We start from the raw sequence: 20,002 nt of genomic DNA on the forward strand, positions 1-20,002 counted from the left end.
AATGTAAAATAGGTTGAATGAGACCGTTATTTTCCCAAAAATAAGTAAAATTAATCGTTATTGAGTACGTTTGAACCTTAGTGAAAAATTAACAAACCCAATTGTAATGAAACACAAAATCTTAGCAATAACGTTATTTTGGCTCTTATATAGCAGTGCTTCACAGGCTCAGTTCAATTTAGGAAAGGTCCTGGAAAAGGTAGGAGGTTCGGGTAGCGGATTAGATGAAGGCGAAATCGTTTCGGGCCTGAAGGAAGCATTGAATGTAGGGATTAGTAACGGTTCCGCAGAGGCTTCGAAGGTCGACGGTTTTTTCAAAAATGAGCTGATCAAAATCGCCGTTCCGCCTGAGGCACAGAAGGTAGCTGAAACATTACGCAAGATGGGACTTGGCGCGGAAGTGGATAAATTCACATTGTCGCTGAACCGGGCTGCCGAAGATGCAGCGAAAAAATCGAAGCCCATATTCGTCAAAGCTATCACTTCCATGACCGTGCCCGACGCACTCGGAATTTTGAGAGGCCAGGACGATGCTGCCACTCAGTATCTCAAAAAAACAACCAACGAGGACCTGTTCAAAACATTTTTCCCGGTGGTGGACAGCACATTGAAACTGAACAAGGCTACGGAATATTACACGGACATTGTCAATACCTACAATCAGATTCCGCTGGTTAAAAAAGTGAACCCGAACCTGAAAGAATACGCCACCCAAAAAACCATTGACGGTTTGTATGTTTTGATTGCGCAGGAGGAGAAAAAAATACGCGAGGACCCCGTTGCACGGGTAAGCGATCTTTTGAAAAAGGTTTTCAGCCAGGCCGGAAAGTAACTTTCAATCACTTTGGTAAAGACCAAATGCTTACTTTTGCTAAAAATTAACACCTTCTATGAAAAAATCAGAAATACATTTCACCGTTGAACTCGACGATAAAAATATACCGGAGAAAATTTTCTGGAATGCAACCGATAATCCAAATGAGGGCATAAACGATACCAGGGCTATTGCGATCGCAGTTTGGGACCATTACCACAGAGGTACATTGAAGATTGACCTTTGGACCAAGGACATGGAGGTGTTTGAAATGAAACGTTTCTACATTGAGCTCATGAGCGGTATCGCTGATACTTTGCTTACCGCAACCAACGACCGCGTGATGGCTGACGCTATCGAAGGCGTGTGCGAAACGCTGAGCAAGAAATTGGATGAAGAAATGAAAGCCGCGAAGTAGTCTTCGGCTGCGCTCAGATTGACAAACAAACGACTTGTCGTCCTGAGCGGAGTCGAAGGGCATCGTGCACAATGCCCTTCGACTCCGCTCAGGACAACAATAAGCTTACCCAATATTCTTCAATTCCTCCTGATTTTTCTTCGGCAAACTTGCCACAACCAGATCGTAGGAGTCTTTTACCCAACCAAATAATGTCTCGCTTGGGATGCTTCCTGTCACGAGGACCGTATTCCAGTGCTTTTTATTCATATGATATCCGGGTCTCACGTCGGGATAGGTTGCCCTGAGTTCTTCCGCTTTTTCGGGATCACATTTGGCATTGAACTGATGTCCCGCCGATTCCATGGGCGTTAAAAGAAAAACTTTACCCATTACTTTGAATACCAGCGTATCGGGGCCGAACGGAAGTTCCTCGGTTACACCCGGTAGTTTCAGGCAGTAATCCCGCAGTGTTTCTAGATTCATCTTGTTAAAGCTCTGACGATCATAATGATGACACAAATCAAAAACATGACGATAGAGATCCTGTTGATCCCGTGCATCATGCGCAGATTGAACGAGTCGGGCGAATTAGCGTCCCGTTTTCTGAAAACCCGGATGAAGTAGTAAAATACATCACCCAGCTGAAAGTATTTTTTCATATGTTTTTTTTAGCTAGCAGTTAAACCAGTACCTCACGCTCTTCCGGTTCTATCCACCGGCCGTCTTCCCGGATCAGCTCGATCAGCTCGTCCACTGCTTTCGCGGCAGTTACCGATCGTTTGATCACTTCCTGTCCACGGTATAAAGCAATTTTATCCTTGCCCATACCCACGTAACCATAATCGGCGTCAGCCATTTCGCCCGGCCCGTTTACGATACAGCCCATAATCCCGATTTTCACACCTTTCAAATGCTCGGTATGCTTGCGGATCATGGCAGTTGTTTCTTGTAAGTCAAAAAGAGTCCGGCCGCAGGAAGGGCAGGAAATATATTCGGTTTTCGACATTCTCGTCCGGGCTGCCTGTAAGATGCCGAAAGCAATGCTATTGAAAGCAGATGCAGCTTTTAACTTTTCTGCATGCGTAATTTCTTTTGGAAATTCGGGTGATAGCAATGTCCCGTCCCCGAAACCGTCGACCAGTAAGCCTCCGATATCCGTTGCCGAGTAAAGGGTGAGCCGGTCGCCCATATCGGCCTGATAAGTCCTTTGAATGATTACCGGGACTTTTATTTTCAGCTCAGTAAGCGTATAAAAAAATCGCCTCAGCTCCGGCATCGCATGCGCATTGTCAGTAGACAAAACCAGTACTACCTGATGATTATCACGTATTTTTTCTAAAAACTCCTTACCAAATAAATGAATGTTGCCTTTGATAAAACTAACCGGGCGCTGAACCGCGTGACCAGCTTCATTCCATTCTTCGGGACTGAGCATTGGAAATTTATTCTGCTTTTCAGGGTGCACCGACCATTGATTATAATCCAATATTTCTTTCAATCCATTGGGCAACATAAACGGTACAGGCTGCTGGCCGGTGTATATAAAATCCGCACCCTGATCATTCATGGCCCATTTGTCGGGTACAGGCAGAAAGAAATGTCCAATGCTTTTCAGATCTTCCAATTCCTGAACATGTACATTGGAATAGTCGGCAATGACCCTCGGTACATTCAAATGTCCGATGTTATAAACCTCCTGCGTATCGCGTCTTGTATATTGGAATGGGTTGATCGGGCAAACTTCAACAGGTTCAATGAAGTCGTGCGGTGTACGCAGTGCGTAACGTTCAATGAGCGCCCGTGCGACAGGAGCTTCTTTTTCAGGTGCTTCGGTCAATGACACGCGGACCGTGTCGCCAAGACCGTCTTCCAGCAACGTACCAATGCCAACGGCTGATTTAATGCGGCCATCTTCGGCTTCACCGGCTTCGGTTACGCCCAAATGTAGTGGATAAGGTTTTAAACCTTCCTCGTCAAGCCTTTGCACCAGCAAACGATATGCTTCCACCATAACTTGCGTATTGCTGGATTTCATCGACAACGCAATGTTGAAGTAATTCAACTCTTCGCAGATCCGTAAAAATTCCAGGGCAGATTCAACCATACCGAGCGGCGTGTCGCCATACCGGCTTAATATTCGGTCGGAAAGCGAGCCGTGGTTGGTGCCGATCCGCATCGCTGTGCCGTATTCCTTACATATTTTAACCAGCGGAATGAACTTCTCCCTGATCCTTTCGAGTTCGGCAGCATAGGATGCGTCGGTATAATCAATGATCTCAAAGCGCTTGCGGTCCGCGTAGTTACCGGGATTGATCCTTACCTTTTCAACAATCCTTGCGGCAAGCTCAGCGGCATTGGGCGTAAAGTGAATGTCAGCGATAAGCGGTACATATATGCCCAGCTTGTGCAGACCTTTACGGATATTTTCAAGATTCTGCGCTTCCTTGACACTCGGCGCTGTGATCCTTACATATTCACAACCCGACTCCACCATCCTGATCACTTCGTCAATGGAGCCTTGTGTATCCATCGTGTCGACGGTGGTCATCGACTGAACACGGATCGGGTAATCGGAGCCCATCGGTAGGTCGCCGATGTTAATGGTGATCGTTTTACGCCTTGTATATGCTGTCAGGGAAGGACAGTAGAGATTTGTTTTTCTTTCGGAAGCTGTTACTACTGACATGGAATGATCATTGAGATCCATAATGTACGCAAAGGTCTTAAAACTAAAACACAATCGGAATTACAATCGTGCAATTAATAACCTAGCCCTCGATTCTGCTTCCCGAGTCCACCGTAATGATGTAGCTTTTGCCTCCTTCACGTTCAATGGCCTGTGCTACTTCTTCCGCCCGGGTAGGGGCGTATACAAACATACATCCTCCTCCTCCTGAGCCATTTATCTTGCCTCCTAATGCTCCCGCACCGAGTGCCGCATTCATCATGCGCTCTATTTTGGGAGTTGAAGTTCTTTTATGGTCACGAAGGTTTTTATAATGTTTGTAAAGCAGCTCACCGAAATGCGCATCAAACTGCTCATTGACAGGGGTATGGATACTTTGTGTTAACAACGCTTTACCTTCCAGGAGAATGTCCCGGTCTTCGACATTGGCACGCAGCAGACTTAGTTCGTCATCGGAAAGAAGCGTTTTATAGTCAACTGTTTTTTCAAATGGTGTTGTAAAAATCGAAAATTCAGGATCATAATCAGTAACCTTTCTGATCACGTCTTCCATTCCGTAGCGACACCTGGCGAGGATGCCCAATGTGTCCTTGGGTTCCAGAGAATCACCCAGGACGAATGTACCCAGTGTCGGGGTCAGCGCTTCAACATGAATGATCGGCGTGGATTCCAGGTAGATCACATTTCCGATCGCGGTGGAGTAGTGGTCCATCATGCCGCCGGGTTCCCCGAATTCGAGGACCTCGGCTGCATTGGCAATTTCACCCAGTTCTTTCTGCGTGAAATTAGATGGATTATCACTCATTTTATCTAAAAAATGAGCCCAGGAAACGATCAGTGCGGATGAGCTGGAAGTACCCGAATTGATCGGGATATTTCCATGTATCACACATTCAAAACCTTTTGAAAACGAAAGGCCTTTTCTTTTTAAAACATTGACTGTACTGCGGAAATAATCTCTCTGAACCACATAGGGGAACGTGTCCTTGAAAGAAAACTCCTCTTTTAAACCTAAATCAGGTAAATGCAGGATTATTTTATCATCGTCGCGATATTCGCCTTCAATACTAATTCTTCGCGAGATGGCCGCCGCTATAACCGGTAACCCAAGGTAATCCTGATGTTCACCAAATAAACAAATGCGGCCGGGAGTCGAAATCCTCATGAACTACCAGCTTTTCTTTTTATGACCAACCAGGCCGAAATAAAGTATGAAAAAATACAATGGTACCATTACCCAGTAAGCTTTTTGAGTGCTGCCGATGGAGTCAGCGATTCCTCCGTAAACCAGAGGCAAAATGGCACCACCTGAAATACCCATTACCAGCAGGGCAGAGGCGATTTTGGTGAATTTACCCAAACCACTTAGTGCCAAAGGCCACAATGCCGGCCAGATAACCGCATTGGCAAAACCTAAAACCGCAATGCACATGACTGAGGTGAAACCAGTCGTCATGATTGCTACGACTGTTACTACGAGCCCCAGCACCGCAGAGAAAATCATATAGGCCTGCTGGGAGACAAATTTAGGAATCAACACAATCCCAAGCACATAACCGAACATCATGCCGCCCAATGTGTAAGCTCCAAAAACCCGCGCTTCGTTCTCAGGAATCCCCAGAGAAACACCGTAATTGATGATTGTATCCGCTGCAATAACTTCAACACCCACATAGCAAAACAATGCAAGGACGCCCAATACAAGGTTTGGATATTGAAAAACAGAAGTTTTTTGGGCAGTAAGCTGACCTGTCGCCGATGTTTCCTCCTCTTCTTCACTGACTTCTACCAAGCCTTTTGACAGCCTGATCACGATCGCTAGCACGACCAGAACCCCCGTCAAAATCAAATAAGGAACGACCACTTTGTCAAGCTCTTCTTTGGGATCAGTTGAACTTGCGCCCGCCAAAAGCAATTTTCCAATCACAATCTGGCTAATAATTCCAGCTCCTTTGTTGGCAATTCCCATCACACTGATCCGCTGCGCTGCGCTCTCACGCGGCCCGAGCAATGTTGCATATGGGTTTGATGCAGTTTGCAAAACTGTTAAACCGATCCCGATCGTAAACAAACCTACCAGGAACACGGGATAGGAAGCCATTTCAGCGGCTGGGATGAAGATCAATGTTCCCGCAGCCATAACCAGCAAGGCCAGCGACATGCCATTTTTGAAACCTGTCTTTTTTACAACATAAGAACAGGGGATCGCCATAATGGTGTAGGAAATGAAAAAAGCGAACGTCACCAGATAGGAGCTCGTGTTGTCAAGAGAGAAAGCTTTTTTGAAAAAGGTGATCAGCGTTCCGTTTACCCAAGTGATGAACCCCATCACAAAGAATAATACGCCGATAATCAATAGAGGGCCTAGGTAACTGTTCTTTTTGCTCATTTAAGTGATCGTTAGTTGGGTTTTATTGGTGTTAAGTATGATTTATTATTTGATTTTCAGGTATAATACTCAATATTCGTCATTCAGGCCAAAGATGTGATCGACAAAACCTCCCAAAACATGAAAATGACAGTTGGTTCCCGGCAGTCCAAGTTCGCAATTTACATGCAATAACCAGATTTTTAAATTTTTTTATTAATTAAAATTTAAAGCCATTATTATAGCTTCTTCCAATGATTTCCAAATGAATTGAACAAATTCATAGTTTAAAGCGTTACCCCAAAGCAAGTGACTCCAAGCGGGCATTTCATGCAGGCTCGACGGCTTTAAATGTGTTGGACACAAACTTTGTAACGACATTTAAGGCAATTTTAAATTTAAGTGGTTTAAAGTATGGCGCAAAAGGTGGCGGTGTTCCGGAAGGAACATTTCAATGCGGCTCATCGTCTTCATAATCCAAAATGGACTGATGAAAAAAACGAAGAGGTATTCGGTAAGTGCAACAATCCTAATTTTCACGGACACAATTATGAATTGATCGTGCAGGTAACGGGTGAGCTCAATGCCGAAACAGGCTACGTAATGGATATGAAAATCCTTAGTTCCATATTAAAGGAGTTCGTTCTCGACCGGTTTGATCACAAAAACCTTAACTTGGACGTATTGGAATTTAGAGACCTGAATCCCTCAGCTGAAAATATTGCGATCGTTATTTATTCAATATTAAGACCAAAAATTGATTCAGGCCTCGCCCTGAAAGTGAGATTATATGAAACAGAACGGAACTTTGTCGAATATCCGGTTGACTGATACTGTTGATATTGAAGAGATTGGTGATGATCACTTATTTTCATCTATTGAAACTCCTTTGCGCAAGGATGCCTTCGCTATGGAGGACGAGCTCAAAATGGAGCTGATTGAAAAGCATTTTCGTCACATTATGGAGATCATGGGTCTTGATATGACTGACGACAGCCTGAAAGGTACTCCCAAACGTGTTGCCAAAATGTACATCCAAGAGGTGTTCAGTGGTCTGGATCCCAAAAACAAACCAGCCGTTACCCTTTTTGACAATAAATATAAATATGACCAGATGCTGGTCGAAAAAGACATTTCTGTCTTTTCAAACTGCGAACATCATTTTGTGCCTATCTACGGAAAAGCGCACGTTGCGTATATATCAAGTGGAAAAGTGATCGGACTTTCCAAGCTGAACAGGATCGTTGAGTATTTTGCGAAAAGACCGCAGGTTCAGGAAAGACTTACCGTTCAGATCGCTAATGAGTTAAAGCAAGCATTGCAGACGGAGGACATCGCAGTAGTAATTGATGCCCAGCACATGTGTGTGCAATCCCGCGGGATCCGCGATTCCGGCAGCTCCACAGTTACCGCTTACTATGGCGGTAAATTCCTGGAAGAAGTAACGAAGAAGGAGTTTCTGAGTTATTTGGGAATGTAACAATTTGACTTTAATAAATGACAACAAATGACAACGTCTGACTAAACATGACAATAAATGTCGGATTTAGTCAGACGTTATGACATTGCGAGCCGCTAGTTCTAAACAGTCGGCCCTACACGTTCCAACAACGCCTTGGTAGCCTTGATACCGTCATATTCTGAAAGCTTGCTTCCTTCATATTCGATACCCGCGATTCCTTTGAAGCCGCTGTCTTTTACGATTTTCAGGATTTTATTGTAGTCAGTTTCAATACAGTTTCCTTTTTCGTCAAAATCGTAAGTTTTAGCACTTACACCTTTTGCGAATGGCATCAATTCCTGCGTTCCCTGATATCTGTCGTAAGATTCTGCGCAGCCGCCATCTTTTCTGGTGATACAGAAATTCCCAAAGTCAGGAAGTGTTCCTACATTTTTAAGATTGACCTGCTTCATCACGCCTGAAAGCCATTGACCGTTCGACGAAGAACCACCATGGTTTTCAACGATTACATTGATACCGGTTTTTTTTGCGAATTCACCCAATTTACCAAGTCCTTCCACTGCTGCTTTGGCGATATCTTCGTTAGAGCCTTTTCCGAAAGCATTCACACGAATGGTTTTGCAGCCCAGATATTTTGCAGCTTCAACCCATTTGTAGTGATTTTCAACAGCTTTGTTACGTACAGCTGCATCCAGTTCTCCCAAACCACCTTCTCCGTCGATCATGATCAGATGGGCAGAAACACCGTTATCTTTTTGTCTTTTGATTAAATCGTTCAGATAGGCTTTGTCCTCAGCCTTGTCTTTGAAAAACTGGTTTACGTATTCAACAATAGAGATTCCGAATTCTTTTTTCGCCAGTTCAGGAAAGTCAAGGTTGGTCAATTTTTTCGCGAAAAGAGCTTTGTGCAAAGACCATTCTGCCAAAGAAATGTCAAACCAAAGTTTTTTAGCAGCAGGTTCAGCAAACAGATCAGTGAAAGTAGTGGCAGCAAGTGCAGCAGCTCCTGCTTGCTTAATAAAATCGCGTCGGGAAAAGTACATTTTGGTTAGAATTTAGATTTATGTTTACTCTTGAATGTGAATTCTTGCTTCATTATACAGCTTTTCATTTTTCACCAGGCTCGCTGCCGTCCATTCGATGTCCTGTATAAATGCATGTTGCCTGACCGGGCAGTTGTCAATTCTGCAAAAGTAGCAACATTGGTACAGGCACGGGTCCGCGTGTACAAAAATTTCTGTTTCGCCCGAATGACTGTCTTTAAGGATGTTTTCAAAATTATGGATCGTCTCATGTACCTTTTGAAGTTCCCAGTAATAGGGAAGCGTCAAATGGCAGTCAATGTGCAAGTCGGAGCCGTACTGCTGCGCCCTGAGGTTATGAACGTCGATCCATTCCGGTTTCTTATGGTCTCGAAGGGTCTGGACCACTTTTTCGAGCAGATTCTCATCGCTGGCGTCCATTAGGCCTGCCACGGATTTGCTAACCAGCTGGAAGCCATTGAATGCGAGAAAAACGCCAAAAAACAGCGATGATACGCTATCGATCCAGGCATACCCGGTCAGCATGATCAGCCCCACACTTAGTATGAGCATCACACTGCTGATACTGTCGGACATTAAATGTCTTCCGTCCGCAACGAGCGCGAGTGAGTTCACTCTTTTACCTTCCGATAGCAGCTTATAACCAATGGCGGTATTGACCAGGATCGTAAATAGGATAAATCCTGAACCTTGCGCCAGATTCTGGATCGGAGTGGGGTCCATTAAACGCTTGACGGCCTCGATACTGATAAAAAGTGAGGCAATGATGATCAGCGCGCCTTCAAATCCGGCAGAAAAAAATTCAACTTTTCCGTGGCCGTACGGGTGGTTCCGGTCTTTGGGCTGCGACGAAAGATAAATGCTGTAAAAGGCAAAACCACTGGCAATTACATTGATAATTGACTCCAAGGCATCACTCAGGATTGCATTGGAAGATGTGATGTAATAGGCAAAAAACTTCAAACTTGTCAGCACAATACTCGCTATAAAAGACAGCAGGATAAGACGTTGTTTGAGCTTATTTTGGTTTATTTGCATTTGGGATTTGTCAGTCAGAGGTCAAAAATACTAAGAAAATGCGGGTTATAACCACAGAAAATAATTGGAAAACACTTTCTACCGAAACCGTCTATGAAAACGCCTGGCTGGAACTCAGTCACCGTGACGTGATTAACCCGTCTGGTAACAAGGGTATTTATGGTTTGGTAAAATTCAAAAATCAGGCCATTGGTGTGATCCCGATTGACGAGGAAGGAAATATATATCTGGTAGGACAGTTTCGCTACGCGATCGACGAATACTCCTGGGAAATTCCGGAAGGCGGCGGCCTACTGGGAACAGATGCATTGGATGCTGCAAAACGCGAACTGAAAGAAGAAACAGGTCTGGTTGCCGGTAAATGGACCAAACTGGCGCGCATTCACACTTCCAATTCTGCAACCAATGAAGAGGGATTCCTTTACATTGCCGAAGAACTCACGCAAATGGATGCGGAACCCGAGGACACCGAAGATTTGCAGGTTAGAAAGGTACATCTGAAAGAAGCGGTGGACATGGTCATGCGGTCGGAAATCACGGATTCTCTGTCGGTATGCGCCATTTTGATGACGGCAAGGCAGAAAGGTATCTGATATGCTGCAATCTCTTTTCTATGGAACACTGACGGGAATAGCGTTGTGCCTGACTTTCGGTACCGTATTTTTTTCATTGGTTCAAAACAGCGTCGACAATGGTTACCGCACGGGGATCAAGATCGCCTTCGGGGTCTTTGTCTGCGACATCATTTTCGTCTTTTTCGCCATTTTCGGCACCTCATTGTTGCCCGACATTCCTGATTTTAAAAAATGGATGGCTGCGGCAGGAGTGGTTTTTTTATTGATACTGGGATTGAATAACCTGGTGAGGGGGCAACCTAAAATCGCTTATCCGCAAACGCGTTTCGGCAATTTGCTTTACTATTTTACAACCGGTTTCCTGCTGAATGGATTAAATCCCGTCAATTTTATAAGCTGGGTAACCATCGCATCCTATATCCGTACCAATCTGCATTACGACCTGAACCAGGTGATGCTGTTCTTTGCAGCCAGTGTCGTGGCCGTATTTCTGGTAGAAAGTGCGATCGCAGTGTTTGCACACAGGCTGAAAAGGATATTTACGCCCCGGGTGGTTACCATATTTAACAAAACGACAGGCGTGGTTTTTATCCTCATCGCCTGTCAGATCGCTTATGCTAATTTCCTGAAGTAATTCCTCACTACGATTTCTTTACTATCAGCAGTCGGCTATCAGCAATCAGCTTTTGACTATAACGCATAAGTAAATTGCAGTCCCGCCGATTGCTGATTGCCGACGTAGGCATACCATATAATTCGTGATAAAGTCTAATGAAGCTACTCTTTAAGGTAGCCGTGGCTTTTCAAAAATCCTTTCCAGTCATCGATCAGGAAGTTCTTGAAAACTCTCGGGAATTTATGCTGGCCGCCCATTTTGCCTTTTGATTTCATCCAATCATAAAAAGCCTGGTTAGGGAGCACTGTTACCAGTACTTCTTGCAATGCGTGACGTCGCTCTACCGCATAGTCGTCATTGAGTTCCGCCAGTTTGGCATCCAGTTTCTTCTTCAATAATTCGGTATCGACGTCTTTTTCTTCCACGCCGATGTACCATTGATGCGCGAACATGGTGCCATATTCAACGCCGCAAACGGTAAATTCCTTCACGGTTAGACCCATTTCATCTGAAACCAGATCGACTGCTTTGTTCATATTGTCAACCGACAAATGTTCTCCGCAGAGGCTCAGGTAATGTTTGGTCCGGCCGGTAATGACGATTTCTCCTTTGGCTTTGTCCACAAACTTGATCGTGTCGCCGATCAGGTAACGCCATGCCCCTGCGCAGGTAGACATGAGCAGCGCGTATTCTTTTCCTTCTTCTATCTGGTCCACCATAAGGGTTTCGGGATTGGCCTGCAATGTTCCGTCCGAATCGAAATTGGCCTCATTGAAAGGAACAAATTCGAAAAACAAACCATTATCACATACCAGCTCCATCCCCTGAGCGCCGGGGCGCGTTTGGTAAGCTATAAAACCTTCTGACGCCAGGTAAGTATTAATGTAGATCAATGGACGGGCTAACAGTTTCTCAAAACCCTTTCGATAAGGTTCAAAAGAAACACCACCATGAGCGAATACCTGCAAATTGGGCCAGATATCGTGAATGGTCTTAACGTTATGATGGGCGATGATTTTCTCCATTAAAAGCTGGATCCAGGCGGGTACGCCTACGATGAACCCAATGTCCCATTCATGAGCCTGCTTAGTGATTTCTTCCAGTTTGAGCCCCCAGTCTTTTTGCGCCGCAATTTTTTCACCGGGCTTGTAGTAAGGTCGGAACCAGTAGGGGATCTGTTTAGCCTGAATACCGCTGAGATCTCCCTCGAAATGCTTGTCCTGATTATTCAGATTTGTACTTCCCCCAAGCATCAGGAAACCTTTTTCATAAAGGTCATCGGGAAGGTCCTTATAGTGTCCCAGTGAGAGTATCTGGCGGATACTGGTTTTCTGCATCGCCCGGGACATGGCTTTGGTCACAGGAATGTGCTTGGTAGCAGCTTCTGAGGTGCCGGAGCTCAATGCGAAATATTTGATCTGTCCTGGCCAGCAAATGTCCTTTTCGCCTTCAAGCGACTTATGCCACCATTCATTGAATATTTTGTTGTAATCAAAAATGGGGACTGAACGCTTGTATAGTTCGTAGAATGCCCCTTTTTCACCAAAAAGAATAGACGAAAGCAATTCGTCAAAATTATATTTTTCACCAAACTCGGTGTACCTCGCTTTGGCAAGCAATTTTGCCAGCGTTTTCTTTTGCTGCTGATGAAGTCCCGCCTTTCGCCGGTTTGCAACGATATTACTGAAATGAATGCCCTTTTTTAATAAACTGCCTACTAATGCCATAGCTGATTTTAAATTATAAATCCCAGGTTGATAGCTGTTTTACTGCTTCATACTCTGTCAGATCATATTGACACGGGACCACCGAGATATAATTGTTATCAAGTGCCCAGACATCGGTATCTTCTTTTTCGGTATCAAAATTGACGAATTCGCCCGCCATCCAGAGGTAGCCCCGTCCGTTGGGATCCACCCGGTAATCGAATTTTTCCTGCCATTTGGCATGCGCCTGCCGGCATATTCTCACCCCCCGGATCGGTAAGTCTGTTTTAGGGGGAATATTTACATTCAGTGCAACGCCATTCGGTACGCCATTTTTCAGAGCTGTTTCCGTAATGGACTTAATAAATGGGACTGCGTGACTGAAATCAGCATCCTCCCTGAAATCGCACAAGGAAAAGCCAATCGCCGGAATCCCTTCAATCGCCGCTTCAATCGCTGCCGACATGGTACCCGAATACAGCACGCTGATAGAACTGTTGCTTCCGTGATTGATACCACTCACGACCAGGTCAGGTTTACGGTCCTGTAACACGTAATTTTTGGCCAGCTTCACACAGTCCGCCGGGGTTCCCGAGCATTCGTATTCTACTATTCCTTCAAAAATATGGGTGGAATAAAGTCTCAAAGGTTCGCCGATCGTGATAGCATGTCCCATTCCTGACTGCGGACTGTTAGGCGCCACCACAATGACTTCTCCCAGCGTTTGCATGGCTTCTACCAATGTTCGGATTCCTTTTGATGTTATACCATCATCATTTGTAACTAAAATAAGGGGTTTCATATATTTCTACTTATCGAAATGTGTGCCGGGCGAAATTGTCCGGGCTGGCGATGAAGTATAGTGGTTTTTAGGTTAATAAATATTTATTTACAGTTTTAAGTGCCAAATTTAAGCAATATGCCATCATTCACAATAAATCATGCAACCGTTGAGGACATCCCGGTTATCATTTCAGTACAGGAACAGACCTGGGAACCTACTTACCGTGATATTCTTAGCAAGGAACAAATCGATTATATGTATGAAAAAATATACTCTTTTGAATCCCTGAAAAATCAGATGACCGCTGCCGGGCATCACTTTATGATCCTGCTCAATGACGGCAAACCCGAGGGCTTTGCATCCGTTTCGGAAGATGAACCCGAAAAGTTCAAATTACATAAAATATACGTACTTCCGTCAACCCAGGGCTCCGGCGCGGGGAAATATCTCCTGAATGAAACGGAAAATTATGTCAGGTCTGTTGGGGGGAAAGTCTTGGCCTTAAATGTGAACAAGTATAACAAAGCCAAGACATTCTACGAACGAATGGGTTTCCGGGTTACGGGCGAAAAAGACATTCCCATTGGTCCGTACTGGATGAATGATTTTATATTGGAAAAAGAACTGAACTAGGCATCAAGCCGGTTCTGTTCTTTGCGCAAGCTTCATTTTTTTGAGATTCTTCTTCTGGCTTTTCAGTCCCTGCAACGGATGATAATGGTTGCTCTGGCTTACATAATAGCCGCTACCATCATAAGTGCGCTTGCCCGGATGTGCCTTGCATTCGGGGGAGCAGGCGCCTTCCATTTCCTCGCCGCATTTGTGGCAAACCGGTACATGCGTGTTGCATTCCGCGTTCGCGCAGTTGATCATGCGGTCACAAGGTTCATCGCAGATATAACATTTTGAAATAACCGTCGGGTTGACCGAGTTCACATCCACCGTGATGCGGTTATCAAAAACGTAGCATTTTCCGTCGAAATTCTCGCCTCCTTCTTCCAGTCCGTATCGGATAATGCCGCCATGCAGCTGGTACACGTCCGTAAAGCCCTGATCGAGCAGGTAGGCGCTTGCTTTTTCACATTTGATGCCGCCGGTGCAATAGGTAACGATCTTTTTGTCCTTCAAATGTTCGATCTCGTGCACATGGTCCGGCAGCTCGCGCAGGTTATGCATGTCAAAAGTGATCGCGTTCTTAAACTTGCCCACTTCATGTTCATAGTCCGAACGCATGTCAACCAACACCACATCAGGATCATTGATCAGTTTTTTGAATTCGGAAGGTTCCAAATGCTTGCCGGTGCGTACCAGCGGATTCACGTGAAGATCGGAATTAACGATCTCATCTTTCACCCGCACGTGCAATTTTTGAAACGCTACCTGATCATGCTCTTCTACTTTAAACTGTACATCTTTAAAGCGTTCATCAGAGCGGACATAGCTCATATATGCCTCACAGTCCTCAGGCGTGCCGGAAACGGTTCCGTTCAGTCCTTCGGGAGCGATAATGATCCTGCCCAGCAAATTATTTTCAACACAAAACAAATGGTGCTCATCGCGATAGGTTTCAGTATCGGCAATGGTAGCGTAGTAATAATATAGAATTACCCGGAAAGGCTTCATTTCAATAACTTTTAAAGTCAGTAAGATAGAAAAAAGGCAATATTCTCCGCAGCTCTTTTCTCCAAATCAGCCGCAAATATACGAATAACCGCTATTTAACGAAAATCAAAAAATAGGACTTTGGTCAGGATAGAGTATTCAACGAAGTCTATATTTTTGCAGCTACTGATCTTCAACTCATCTCACGCATTCATATTATGCACATAGCTATTATTGGTAACATCGGTGCCGGAAAAACTACGCTTACCCAAATGTTGGGAGAATACTACAAATGGGATGTAATGTATGAAGCGGTGGAAGGAAATCCTTATCTCGCTGATTTTTACCAGGATATGGACCGCTGGGCGTTTAATTTGCAGATTTTTTTCCTCAACAACCGTTTTGCCCAGGTGCAGAAGATCAAGGAGGCTACCTATTCTACCATTATTCAGGACAGGACGATTTACGAGGATGCATTTATATTTGCCAGGAACCTCCACGAATCGGGCGTGCTCGCAGAGCGTGATTATCAAACCTACCTTTTGCTCTTTGAATCCATCATTCGCAGCGTTTCTCAGCCTGATCTGCTTATTTATCTCAAAGCCGACATTCCAAAACTGGTCTCGCAGATCAAAAAGCGCGGACGTGATTTCGAGGCAGACATTTCAACCGACTATCTCACGAGCCTCAATCGCTATTATGAAGACTTTGTGAAAACGTATGATCACGGTAAAATACTGGAAATAGACGTGAATGAGATGGATTTTGCAGCAAATCCAGAAGACTTCGAATCCATTGTGAAGCAGCTGAACAAGGAGCTTTTTTACGTTTAGCTCAAAAAGCCTTAGTACAAACAAGCAAGCGCCTCGTGCAGCATTTCGATCTTTTTGGTAGTGAGACTAAATACTTTCTTTTCCTCCGGCAAGATGATCACGATCTGCGAAGCACCTTTCATTTTTTCCAGTTCTTTTGAAGTCAATGGTGCCGAGAGCGTGAAGCAGCTATTCCACCGGGTGCGGTCGGACGTGGTGGTGTAAAGTGAAAAGTTGCCTCTGGAAGACGTAAATCTGATTTCTGTGAACATTTGTACGTGGTACACCAGGTCTATCTTCTCATTGTGATAGCTGAACAGCTTTTCGTCACCGGAACTGGAAAGCATCAGGTATTCATGCTTTCCGCCCAGGGGGATGGTCTGGTAACGTATCTTTTGCTGGGTCGACTCGCTTCTTTTTTCCTTGCATTGACCGAAAGAAGTCTGCTGACAGGTCAATAACAAACCTGCAACTCCCAACAACAAAATTGCTTTTGTGCAGAGGTGGTATTTCAATCTATTAACGTTTTTCGGGGTTATTCAAATACTGGAATAAAGATAGCGTTCTCGCTTGTAGAATACAAAGGGTGGTTTACGATAACGCTTTGTGTGGGGTTTGCGAGGGCCTGAAATAGGTCTCTTCGAACCGCCGTGATCGGGGTTTTGGATCAATAAAACCAGGTAGGTTTGCGTACATTTGCATAACTACCTGGTTTGTCAAACGCCTCTTATTGCCTTTCGGGCAGATTTTTGGAAATAAGATTTAACGATTGTTACATATCAGAAACCACGGTCAAAATGCTTTTTGCTGCGACTGTGATGTCAGAATTACTATTTAGCTGATGCACGGGTTGCAGCTCATCGGTAGCCGAAGTCTGGTACATTTTGGTTTTGGCTGCTTTGCCGGTACCCAGTTTCAGGGTCATTTGAACAGGCGCATTTTCCTGGTTGATAATGACAGTAACCAGCTGACTATTGGTGTTTTTATAGGAAGAAACAAGCAGTTTTTCGTTCTCCGAAATTCCTTTAACGTCTACGCGAACAGCCCCCGGACGGATAAACCTGCTGTAATTTCCTAGCGCCCACAGCATTTTAGAAGATTTGAAATCCCCATCCGTTTTATTTTTATCAATGTAAATCAAGCCGTCCTTATAGTTGTAGGGCGAAATGGCGATCCACCAGTGCCAGGCCGAAGCATTGGTGTTGACCAGGTCATTATGAATTACTTTGGCTATATACAAAGCCGGATCAATGCCCAGGTCTTTACCTTCTCCTTTGATCTCACCCTCATTGTCACCCAGAATGCAGTATTCCGACATCCAGTATTGCAATCCCGAAACGGATTTTAATGATCCATAAACCTGCTGTCTTTTGGCGGCAGCGCTTTTATAAGGCGAGGTGGTGAAGTAGCTGTGGCCTGATATAGCCTGTGTTAAATTGGGAAGGATACCTATATAGTCAGCGGAGGTTTTATTGAAAAAAGCATTGATCTGGTCGTCCCGCCCTTGCTTGTTGCTTTGTCCGGTCAGATAATCAATCTGCCCCGCCTCAGCAACATTGATTTGGGTAGTCAATTGCTTTTTGATCAAAGCGCTGCTGAGGGATCTGGCGATACCGGCGATTTCATTATTGTAAAATGGTGTCCCTTCCTGTCCGCCGTCGCTCCAATCCCATTGAGGCTCATTCACCGGGCTGATGTGGTTGAACAAAATACCGGTTTTCTTCTGTATGCCAGCGGTTACGTCCGCCATAAATGTTGCGAATTTATCGAACTGCTCAGCGGACAGATTTGGCTTTCCGCCGTCCGCATAACCTTTGTGATTCGTAGTAAACTGTACCGGCGGACTATTCGGGAATGCCAGAAACTCATTGACACCGCGCTCTTTGGCTGCTTTCAAAAACCAGACCTGGCCTGCCTGTTTGTCCCAGTTATAAGTACCGTCATTGTTGAGAAAAGACTCTGCACGCCGCCATTCGTCCCTGATACCGCTGGCCGCACCCTGCTCGGCAGTACCTGCGCCAATATTGAACCGCCATAGTGAAAGCCCGATGCCTTTGGGTTGTCCGTTAGCCACCGTATCCCGACTAAAAAGCAGATCGGCAATGCCATTTTTTTTGGAATCCGGCCAGTTACCTACAAACTGGCATGACCAGGCATCGGAAGCACCGAAATGTGCGATCGTTTGGTACGTTTTGGAAGGATCTATGGAAATGGTGATGGCCGCCGGGTTCTCAGGTTGCTTTTTGTCGGTAGGATCGTTTGCCGAGCAGGCCGTAATGGATAAATGAAAGCTAAATAGGAAAAGAGGTTTAAAGTATTGTCGCATAATTGTGGTTTTTGGGTAGGGGCTGATAAAAAAGCCGCCTTCTCATTTGAAAAGGCGGCTTCCTGTATTAGTATCCTGGGTTTTGGTCCAATTTATTATTGGAAGCCTGGATTTCAGCCCGTGGGATGGGCAGCCAGTATTGCTTTTCTGCAAAGGATTTGCCGGTCAATGCCTCCTTTCTGGTGTAGGTATAAGCATTGCCACTCTTACCGATCTCGATACCATAGGCAGGCACGTTTTCGGTTTTGTCGGCGATCTTCCATCTGCGGACATCATAGAAGCGATGCTCTTCAAATGCCAGTTCGATGCGTCTTTCATTACGGATACGCTCGCGCATTTGTGCCTGGGTAAGGCCTGCGGGTATCACAGGCATACCCACACCCGTACGCTGGCGGATTGCATTGATGGCCGCATAAACAGAAGCGTCAGGTCCGACAGCTTCATTCTGAGCCTCGGCATAGTTCAGCAGGATTTCAGCATACCGGAAATAGATCCATGTTTGCGTACCGGCAACATCCCAGGGATTGTCGATCGGCAGGGCGTCGCTCATAAATTTTTTCAGATAATAACCAGTTTTTGATGTATTCCATGCAGAGGGCCCGTCCTTGCTATCTTTTCCGCCGGGGGTAAATGTCTGCACGGTGCTGCCCCGGTAAGGAGCTTCATTGTACAAAATGGTCGCGTAAAATCTCGGGTCCCTTCCTTTATATGGCTCGCTGGCTTTGTAGCTGGTACCTGCGTCCGTGATCTTGGTCCCATCCAACATTTCATAGTCATCCACCAGGTTTTGCACCGGCACGTTTCCTCCCCAGGCATTGTAGCTGTTGGGCCCATTGGAGATTTCCAGACACACGTGGCGGGCTCCCTGTGCATATATCCGGCTGAAAATCACTTCCGAATTGTCCACCGTCGTAAACAGGTTGCCGTAGCCGCCGGTATAAAGCGTGTATTTGTTAAGGTCCATCACCGCCTTAGCGCTGGCTGCGGCCTGCTGCCAGGTTGCGGCATTGTACAATGGACTTGCGCCATACAGTAACAATCTTGATTTCAATGCCAACGCGGCACCTTTTGTAGCCCTACCCAGTTTCCAGTTGCTATCATTGGATTGTGGAAGGAGCGCAGCGGCCTCATCAAGTTGAGCCACTGCATAGTCAATGCCCGCTTTAATTTCCGAGCGATTGAAAAGGTCCTGGCTGGTCAGGTCGTCGCTGAGTTCGTAGACTTTGTCGCCGAGCAAAACCACCTTTCCATAGTTACGGATCAGGTCGTGGTAGCGGAATGCGCGGATAAACTGCATTTCACCTTTCAACTTGTTCTTTTTGTCCTGACTCATGGGAACTTTGTCAACATTGGCCAGCGCGTAGTTGATCTCGCGAATGCTCCTGTAACTTCTTCCCCACAATGTACCCGCGATCCCGGTGTTTTCCGGCGCGATCTGCCCGCGCTGGATCAGCCAGGTATTATCATCATTATTATAAATAGATTCGTCGGTAAGAGATGACCACATGGCGTACTCAAATCCGCGGCCAAAACCTGGTAATGTTCCTTCTGCCTCCTTGTCGGTCAGTCTGGTTCCCATATATCTGTTGACAATGTAGGATTCAAACAGCACAGAATCGGACAGGATCGATGCGTCGGATACACGGTCGGTCGGTACTATGTCAAGGAAATTTTCCTGGCAAGAGGTCACGATCGTCGTTGCTGACCCTATCATGATTGCGACTGCGACCCTGGTTATATTCTTTATTCGTTTCATATTCAATGAGTTTC

The 20,002-nt window shown here is 45.3% G+C and carries 21 protein-coding genes; 8 read left to right on the top strand and 13 right to left on the bottom strand.

All coding sequences use genetic code 11. From position 1 onward, the window contains the following. The first annotated feature begins 106 nt into the window (after positions 1–106). A complete protein-coding gene (locus ON006_RS08145; RefSeq protein ID WP_244818972.1) occupies positions 107–832 on the top strand; it encodes a DUF4197 domain-containing protein in 726 nt (241 codons plus the stop codon). Between the two features lie 58 nt (positions 833–890). Next, positions 891–1,232 (top strand): gliding motility protein GldC, encoded by a 342-nt coding sequence (gldC, locus tag ON006_RS08150; RefSeq protein ID WP_244818971.1) that lies wholly within the window; start codon positions 891–893, stop codon positions 1,230–1,232. Positions 1,233–1,337: 105 nt separating this feature from the next. On the opposite strand, the gene ON006_RS08155 is transcribed toward gldC, so the two are convergent. The 5 genes from ON006_RS08155 to ON006_RS08175 form a co-directional block, all read right to left on the bottom strand. Beyond that, positions 1,338–1,697 (bottom strand): MmcQ/YjbR family DNA-binding protein, encoded by a 360-nt coding sequence (locus tag ON006_RS08155; RefSeq protein WP_244818970.1) that lies wholly within the window; start codon positions 1,695–1,697, stop codon positions 1,338–1,340. Continuing rightward, positions 1,694–1,873: a DUF6728 family protein gene (locus ON006_RS08160; RefSeq protein WP_244818969.1), complete on the bottom strand. Its 180-nt coding sequence runs from the start codon at positions 1,871–1,873 to the stop codon at positions 1,694–1,696. Before ON006_RS08160 ends, ON006_RS08155 begins: the two co-directional genes overlap by 4 nt. 20 nt (positions 1,874–1,893) lie before the next feature. Continuing rightward, complete coding sequence (gene ispG / locus ON006_RS08165; RefSeq protein WP_244818968.1) at positions 1,894–3,900, bottom strand: (E)-4-hydroxy-3-methylbut-2-enyl-diphosphate synthase; 2,007 nt, start codon at positions 3,898–3,900, stop codon at positions 1,894–1,896. 82 nt (positions 3,901–3,982) lie between these two features. Next, positions 3,983–5,065 carry a GHMP family kinase ATP-binding protein gene (locus ON006_RS08170; protein WP_244818967.1) on the bottom strand — a complete coding sequence of 361 codons (1,083 nt, stop codon included), beginning with the start codon at positions 5,063–5,065 and terminating at the stop codon, positions 3,983–3,985. Positions 5,066–5,068: 3 nt separating this feature from the next. Continuing rightward, positions 5,069–6,289, bottom strand: coding sequence for a sugar MFS transporter (locus ON006_RS08175; RefSeq protein WP_244818966.1), 1,221 nt, complete (start codon positions 6,287–6,289; stop codon positions 5,069–5,071). Positions 6,290–6,682: 393 nt separating this feature from the next. Here ON006_RS08175 and ON006_RS08180 point away from each other — a divergent pair, with 393 nt between their 5' ends. Together ON006_RS08180 and folE are read left to right on the top strand one after the other, a co-directional pair. Next, positions 6,683–7,099: a 6-pyruvoyl trahydropterin synthase family protein gene (locus ON006_RS08180; RefSeq protein WP_244818965.1), complete on the top strand. Its 417-nt coding sequence runs from the start codon at positions 6,683–6,685 to the stop codon at positions 7,097–7,099. Further along, a complete protein-coding gene (gene folE, locus ON006_RS08185; protein ID WP_244818964.1) occupies positions 7,059–7,748 on the top strand; it encodes a GTP cyclohydrolase I FolE in 690 nt (229 codons plus the stop codon). Before ON006_RS08180 ends, folE begins: the two co-directional genes overlap by 41 nt. A 101-nt stretch (positions 7,749–7,849) precedes the next feature. Here folE and ON006_RS08190 read toward each other — a convergent pair whose 3' ends face one another. Then, positions 7,850–8,773, bottom strand: coding sequence for a sugar phosphate isomerase/epimerase family protein (locus ON006_RS08190; RefSeq protein ID WP_244818963.1), 924 nt, complete (start codon positions 8,771–8,773; stop codon positions 7,850–7,852). Between the two features lie 24 nt (positions 8,774–8,797). Further along, a complete protein-coding gene (locus ON006_RS08195; RefSeq protein ID WP_244818962.1) occupies positions 8,798–9,811 on the bottom strand; it encodes a cation diffusion facilitator family transporter in 1,014 nt (337 codons plus the stop codon). Positions 9,812–9,849: 38 nt separating this feature from the next. Here ON006_RS08195 and ON006_RS08200 point away from each other — a divergent pair, with 38 nt between their 5' ends. Next, positions 9,850–10,404, top strand: a complete 555-nt coding sequence (locus tag ON006_RS08200; protein WP_244818961.1) for an NUDIX domain-containing protein — start codon at positions 9,850–9,852, stop codon at positions 10,402–10,404. A 1-nt stretch (position 10,405) separates the two neighbouring features. After that, a complete protein-coding gene (locus tag ON006_RS08205; protein WP_244818960.1) occupies positions 10,406–11,020 on the top strand; it encodes a LysE family translocator in 615 nt (204 codons plus the stop codon). 143 nt (positions 11,021–11,163) lie between these two features. Here the strand turns inward: ON006_RS08205 and ON006_RS08210 are convergent, their stop codons facing one another. Together ON006_RS08210 and surE are read right to left on the bottom strand one after the other, a co-directional pair. Next, a complete protein-coding gene (locus ON006_RS08210) occupies positions 11,164–12,729 on the bottom strand; it encodes a GH3 family acyl-acid amido synthetase (RefSeq protein ID WP_244818959.1) in 1,566 nt (521 codons plus the stop codon). A 13-nt stretch (positions 12,730–12,742) separates the two neighbouring features. Beyond that, complete coding sequence (surE, locus tag ON006_RS08215; RefSeq protein WP_244818958.1) at positions 12,743–13,510, bottom strand: 5'/3'-nucleotidase SurE; 768 nt, start codon at positions 13,508–13,510, stop codon at positions 12,743–12,745. A gap of 117 nt (positions 13,511–13,627) precedes the next feature. Here surE and ON006_RS08220 point away from each other — a divergent pair, with 117 nt between their 5' ends. Further along, positions 13,628–14,125, top strand: coding sequence for a GNAT family N-acetyltransferase (locus tag ON006_RS08220; protein ID WP_244818957.1), 498 nt, complete (start codon positions 13,628–13,630; stop codon positions 14,123–14,125). Between the two features lie 3 nt (positions 14,126–14,128). Here the strand turns inward: ON006_RS08220 and trhO are convergent, their stop codons facing one another. After that, a complete protein-coding gene (trhO, locus tag ON006_RS08225) occupies positions 14,129–15,115 on the bottom strand; it encodes an oxygen-dependent tRNA uridine(34) hydroxylase TrhO (protein ID WP_244818956.1) in 987 nt (328 codons plus the stop codon). 197 nt (positions 15,116–15,312) lie between these two features. On the opposite strand from trhO, the gene ON006_RS08230 reads away from it, so the two are divergent. Continuing rightward, positions 15,313–15,927 carry a deoxynucleoside kinase gene (locus ON006_RS08230; RefSeq protein WP_244818955.1) on the top strand — a complete coding sequence of 205 codons (615 nt, stop codon included), beginning with the start codon at positions 15,313–15,315 and terminating at the stop codon, positions 15,925–15,927. An 11-nt stretch (positions 15,928–15,938) separates the two neighbouring features. Here the strand turns inward: ON006_RS08230 and ON006_RS08235 are convergent, their stop codons facing one another. The 3 genes from ON006_RS08235 to ON006_RS08245 all read right to left on the bottom strand — a co-directional run bounded on the left by ON006_RS08235 (position 15,939) and on the right by ON006_RS08245 (position 19,988). Beyond that, a complete protein-coding gene (locus ON006_RS08235; RefSeq protein WP_244818954.1) occupies positions 15,939–16,421 on the bottom strand; it encodes a hypothetical protein in 483 nt (160 codons plus the stop codon). 257 nt (positions 16,422–16,678) lie between these two features. Beyond that, a complete protein-coding gene (locus tag ON006_RS08240) occupies positions 16,679–18,232 on the bottom strand; it encodes a glycoside hydrolase (protein ID WP_244818953.1) in 1,554 nt (517 codons plus the stop codon). 67 nt (positions 18,233–18,299) lie between these two features. After that, a complete protein-coding gene (locus ON006_RS08245; RefSeq protein ID WP_244818952.1) occupies positions 18,300–19,988 on the bottom strand; it encodes a RagB/SusD family nutrient uptake outer membrane protein in 1,689 nt (562 codons plus the stop codon). Between the last annotated feature and the right edge of the window lie 14 nt (positions 19,989–20,002).

The sequence above is a fragment of the Dyadobacter pollutisoli genome, assembly GCF_026625565.1.
Classification (GTDB): Bacteria; Bacteroidota; Bacteroidia; order Cytophagales; family Spirosomataceae; genus Dyadobacter; species Dyadobacter pollutisoli.

Bases quoted from the DNA above. Each gene is read 5' to 3' on its own strand.
- ON006_RS08145 (WP_244818972.1), top strand. From the start codon at position 107: ATGAAACACAAAATCTTAGCAATAACGTTATTTTGGCTCTTATATAGC.
- gldC (WP_244818971.1), top strand. From the start codon at position 891: ATGAAAAAATCAGAAATACATTTCACCGTTGAACTCGACGATAAAAAT.
- ON006_RS08155 (WP_244818970.1), bottom strand. From the start codon at position 1,697: ATGAATCTAGAAACACTGCGGGATTACTGCCTGAAACTACCGGGTGTA.
- ON006_RS08160 (WP_244818969.1), bottom strand. From the start codon at position 1,873: ATGAAAAAATACTTTCAGCTGGGTGATGTATTTTACTACTTCATCCGG.
- ispG (WP_244818968.1), bottom strand. From the start codon at position 3,900: ATGTCAGTAGTAACAGCTTCCGAAAGAAAAACAAATCTCTACTGTCCT.
- ON006_RS08170 (WP_244818967.1), bottom strand. From the start codon at position 5,065: ATGAGGATTTCGACTCCCGGCCGCATTTGTTTATTTGGTGAACATCAG.
- ON006_RS08175 (WP_244818966.1), bottom strand. From the start codon at position 6,289: ATGAGCAAAAAGAACAGTTACCTAGGCCCTCTATTGATTATCGGCGTA.
- ON006_RS08180 (WP_244818965.1), top strand. From the start codon at position 6,683: ATGGCGCAAAAGGTGGCGGTGTTCCGGAAGGAACATTTCAATGCGGCT.
- folE (WP_244818964.1), top strand. From the start codon at position 7,059: ATGAAACAGAACGGAACTTTGTCGAATATCCGGTTGACTGATACTGTT.
- ON006_RS08190 (WP_244818963.1), bottom strand. From the start codon at position 8,773: ATGTACTTTTCCCGACGCGATTTTATTAAGCAAGCAGGAGCTGCTGCA.
- ON006_RS08195 (WP_244818962.1), bottom strand. From the start codon at position 9,811: ATGCAAATAAACCAAAATAAGCTCAAACAACGTCTTATCCTGCTGTCT.
- ON006_RS08200 (WP_244818961.1), top strand. From the start codon at position 9,850: ATGCGGGTTATAACCACAGAAAATAATTGGAAAACACTTTCTACCGAA.
- ON006_RS08205 (WP_244818960.1), top strand. From the start codon at position 10,406: ATGCTGCAATCTCTTTTCTATGGAACACTGACGGGAATAGCGTTGTGC.
- ON006_RS08210 (WP_244818959.1), bottom strand. From the start codon at position 12,729: ATGGCATTAGTAGGCAGTTTATTAAAAAAGGGCATTCATTTCAGTAAT.
- surE (WP_244818958.1), bottom strand. From the start codon at position 13,510: ATGAAACCCCTTATTTTAGTTACAAATGATGATGGTATAACATCAAAA.
- ON006_RS08220 (WP_244818957.1), top strand. From the start codon at position 13,628: ATGCCATCATTCACAATAAATCATGCAACCGTTGAGGACATCCCGGTT.
- trhO (WP_244818956.1), bottom strand. From the start codon at position 15,115: ATGAAGCCTTTCCGGGTAATTCTATATTATTACTACGCTACCATTGCC.
- ON006_RS08230 (WP_244818955.1), top strand. From the start codon at position 15,313: ATGCACATAGCTATTATTGGTAACATCGGTGCCGGAAAAACTACGCTT.
- ON006_RS08240 (WP_244818953.1), bottom strand. From the start codon at position 18,232: ATGCGACAATACTTTAAACCTCTTTTCCTATTTAGCTTTCATTTATCC.
- ON006_RS08245 (WP_244818952.1), bottom strand. From the start codon at position 19,988: ATGAAACGAATAAAGAATATAACCAGGGTCGCAGTCGCAATCATGATA.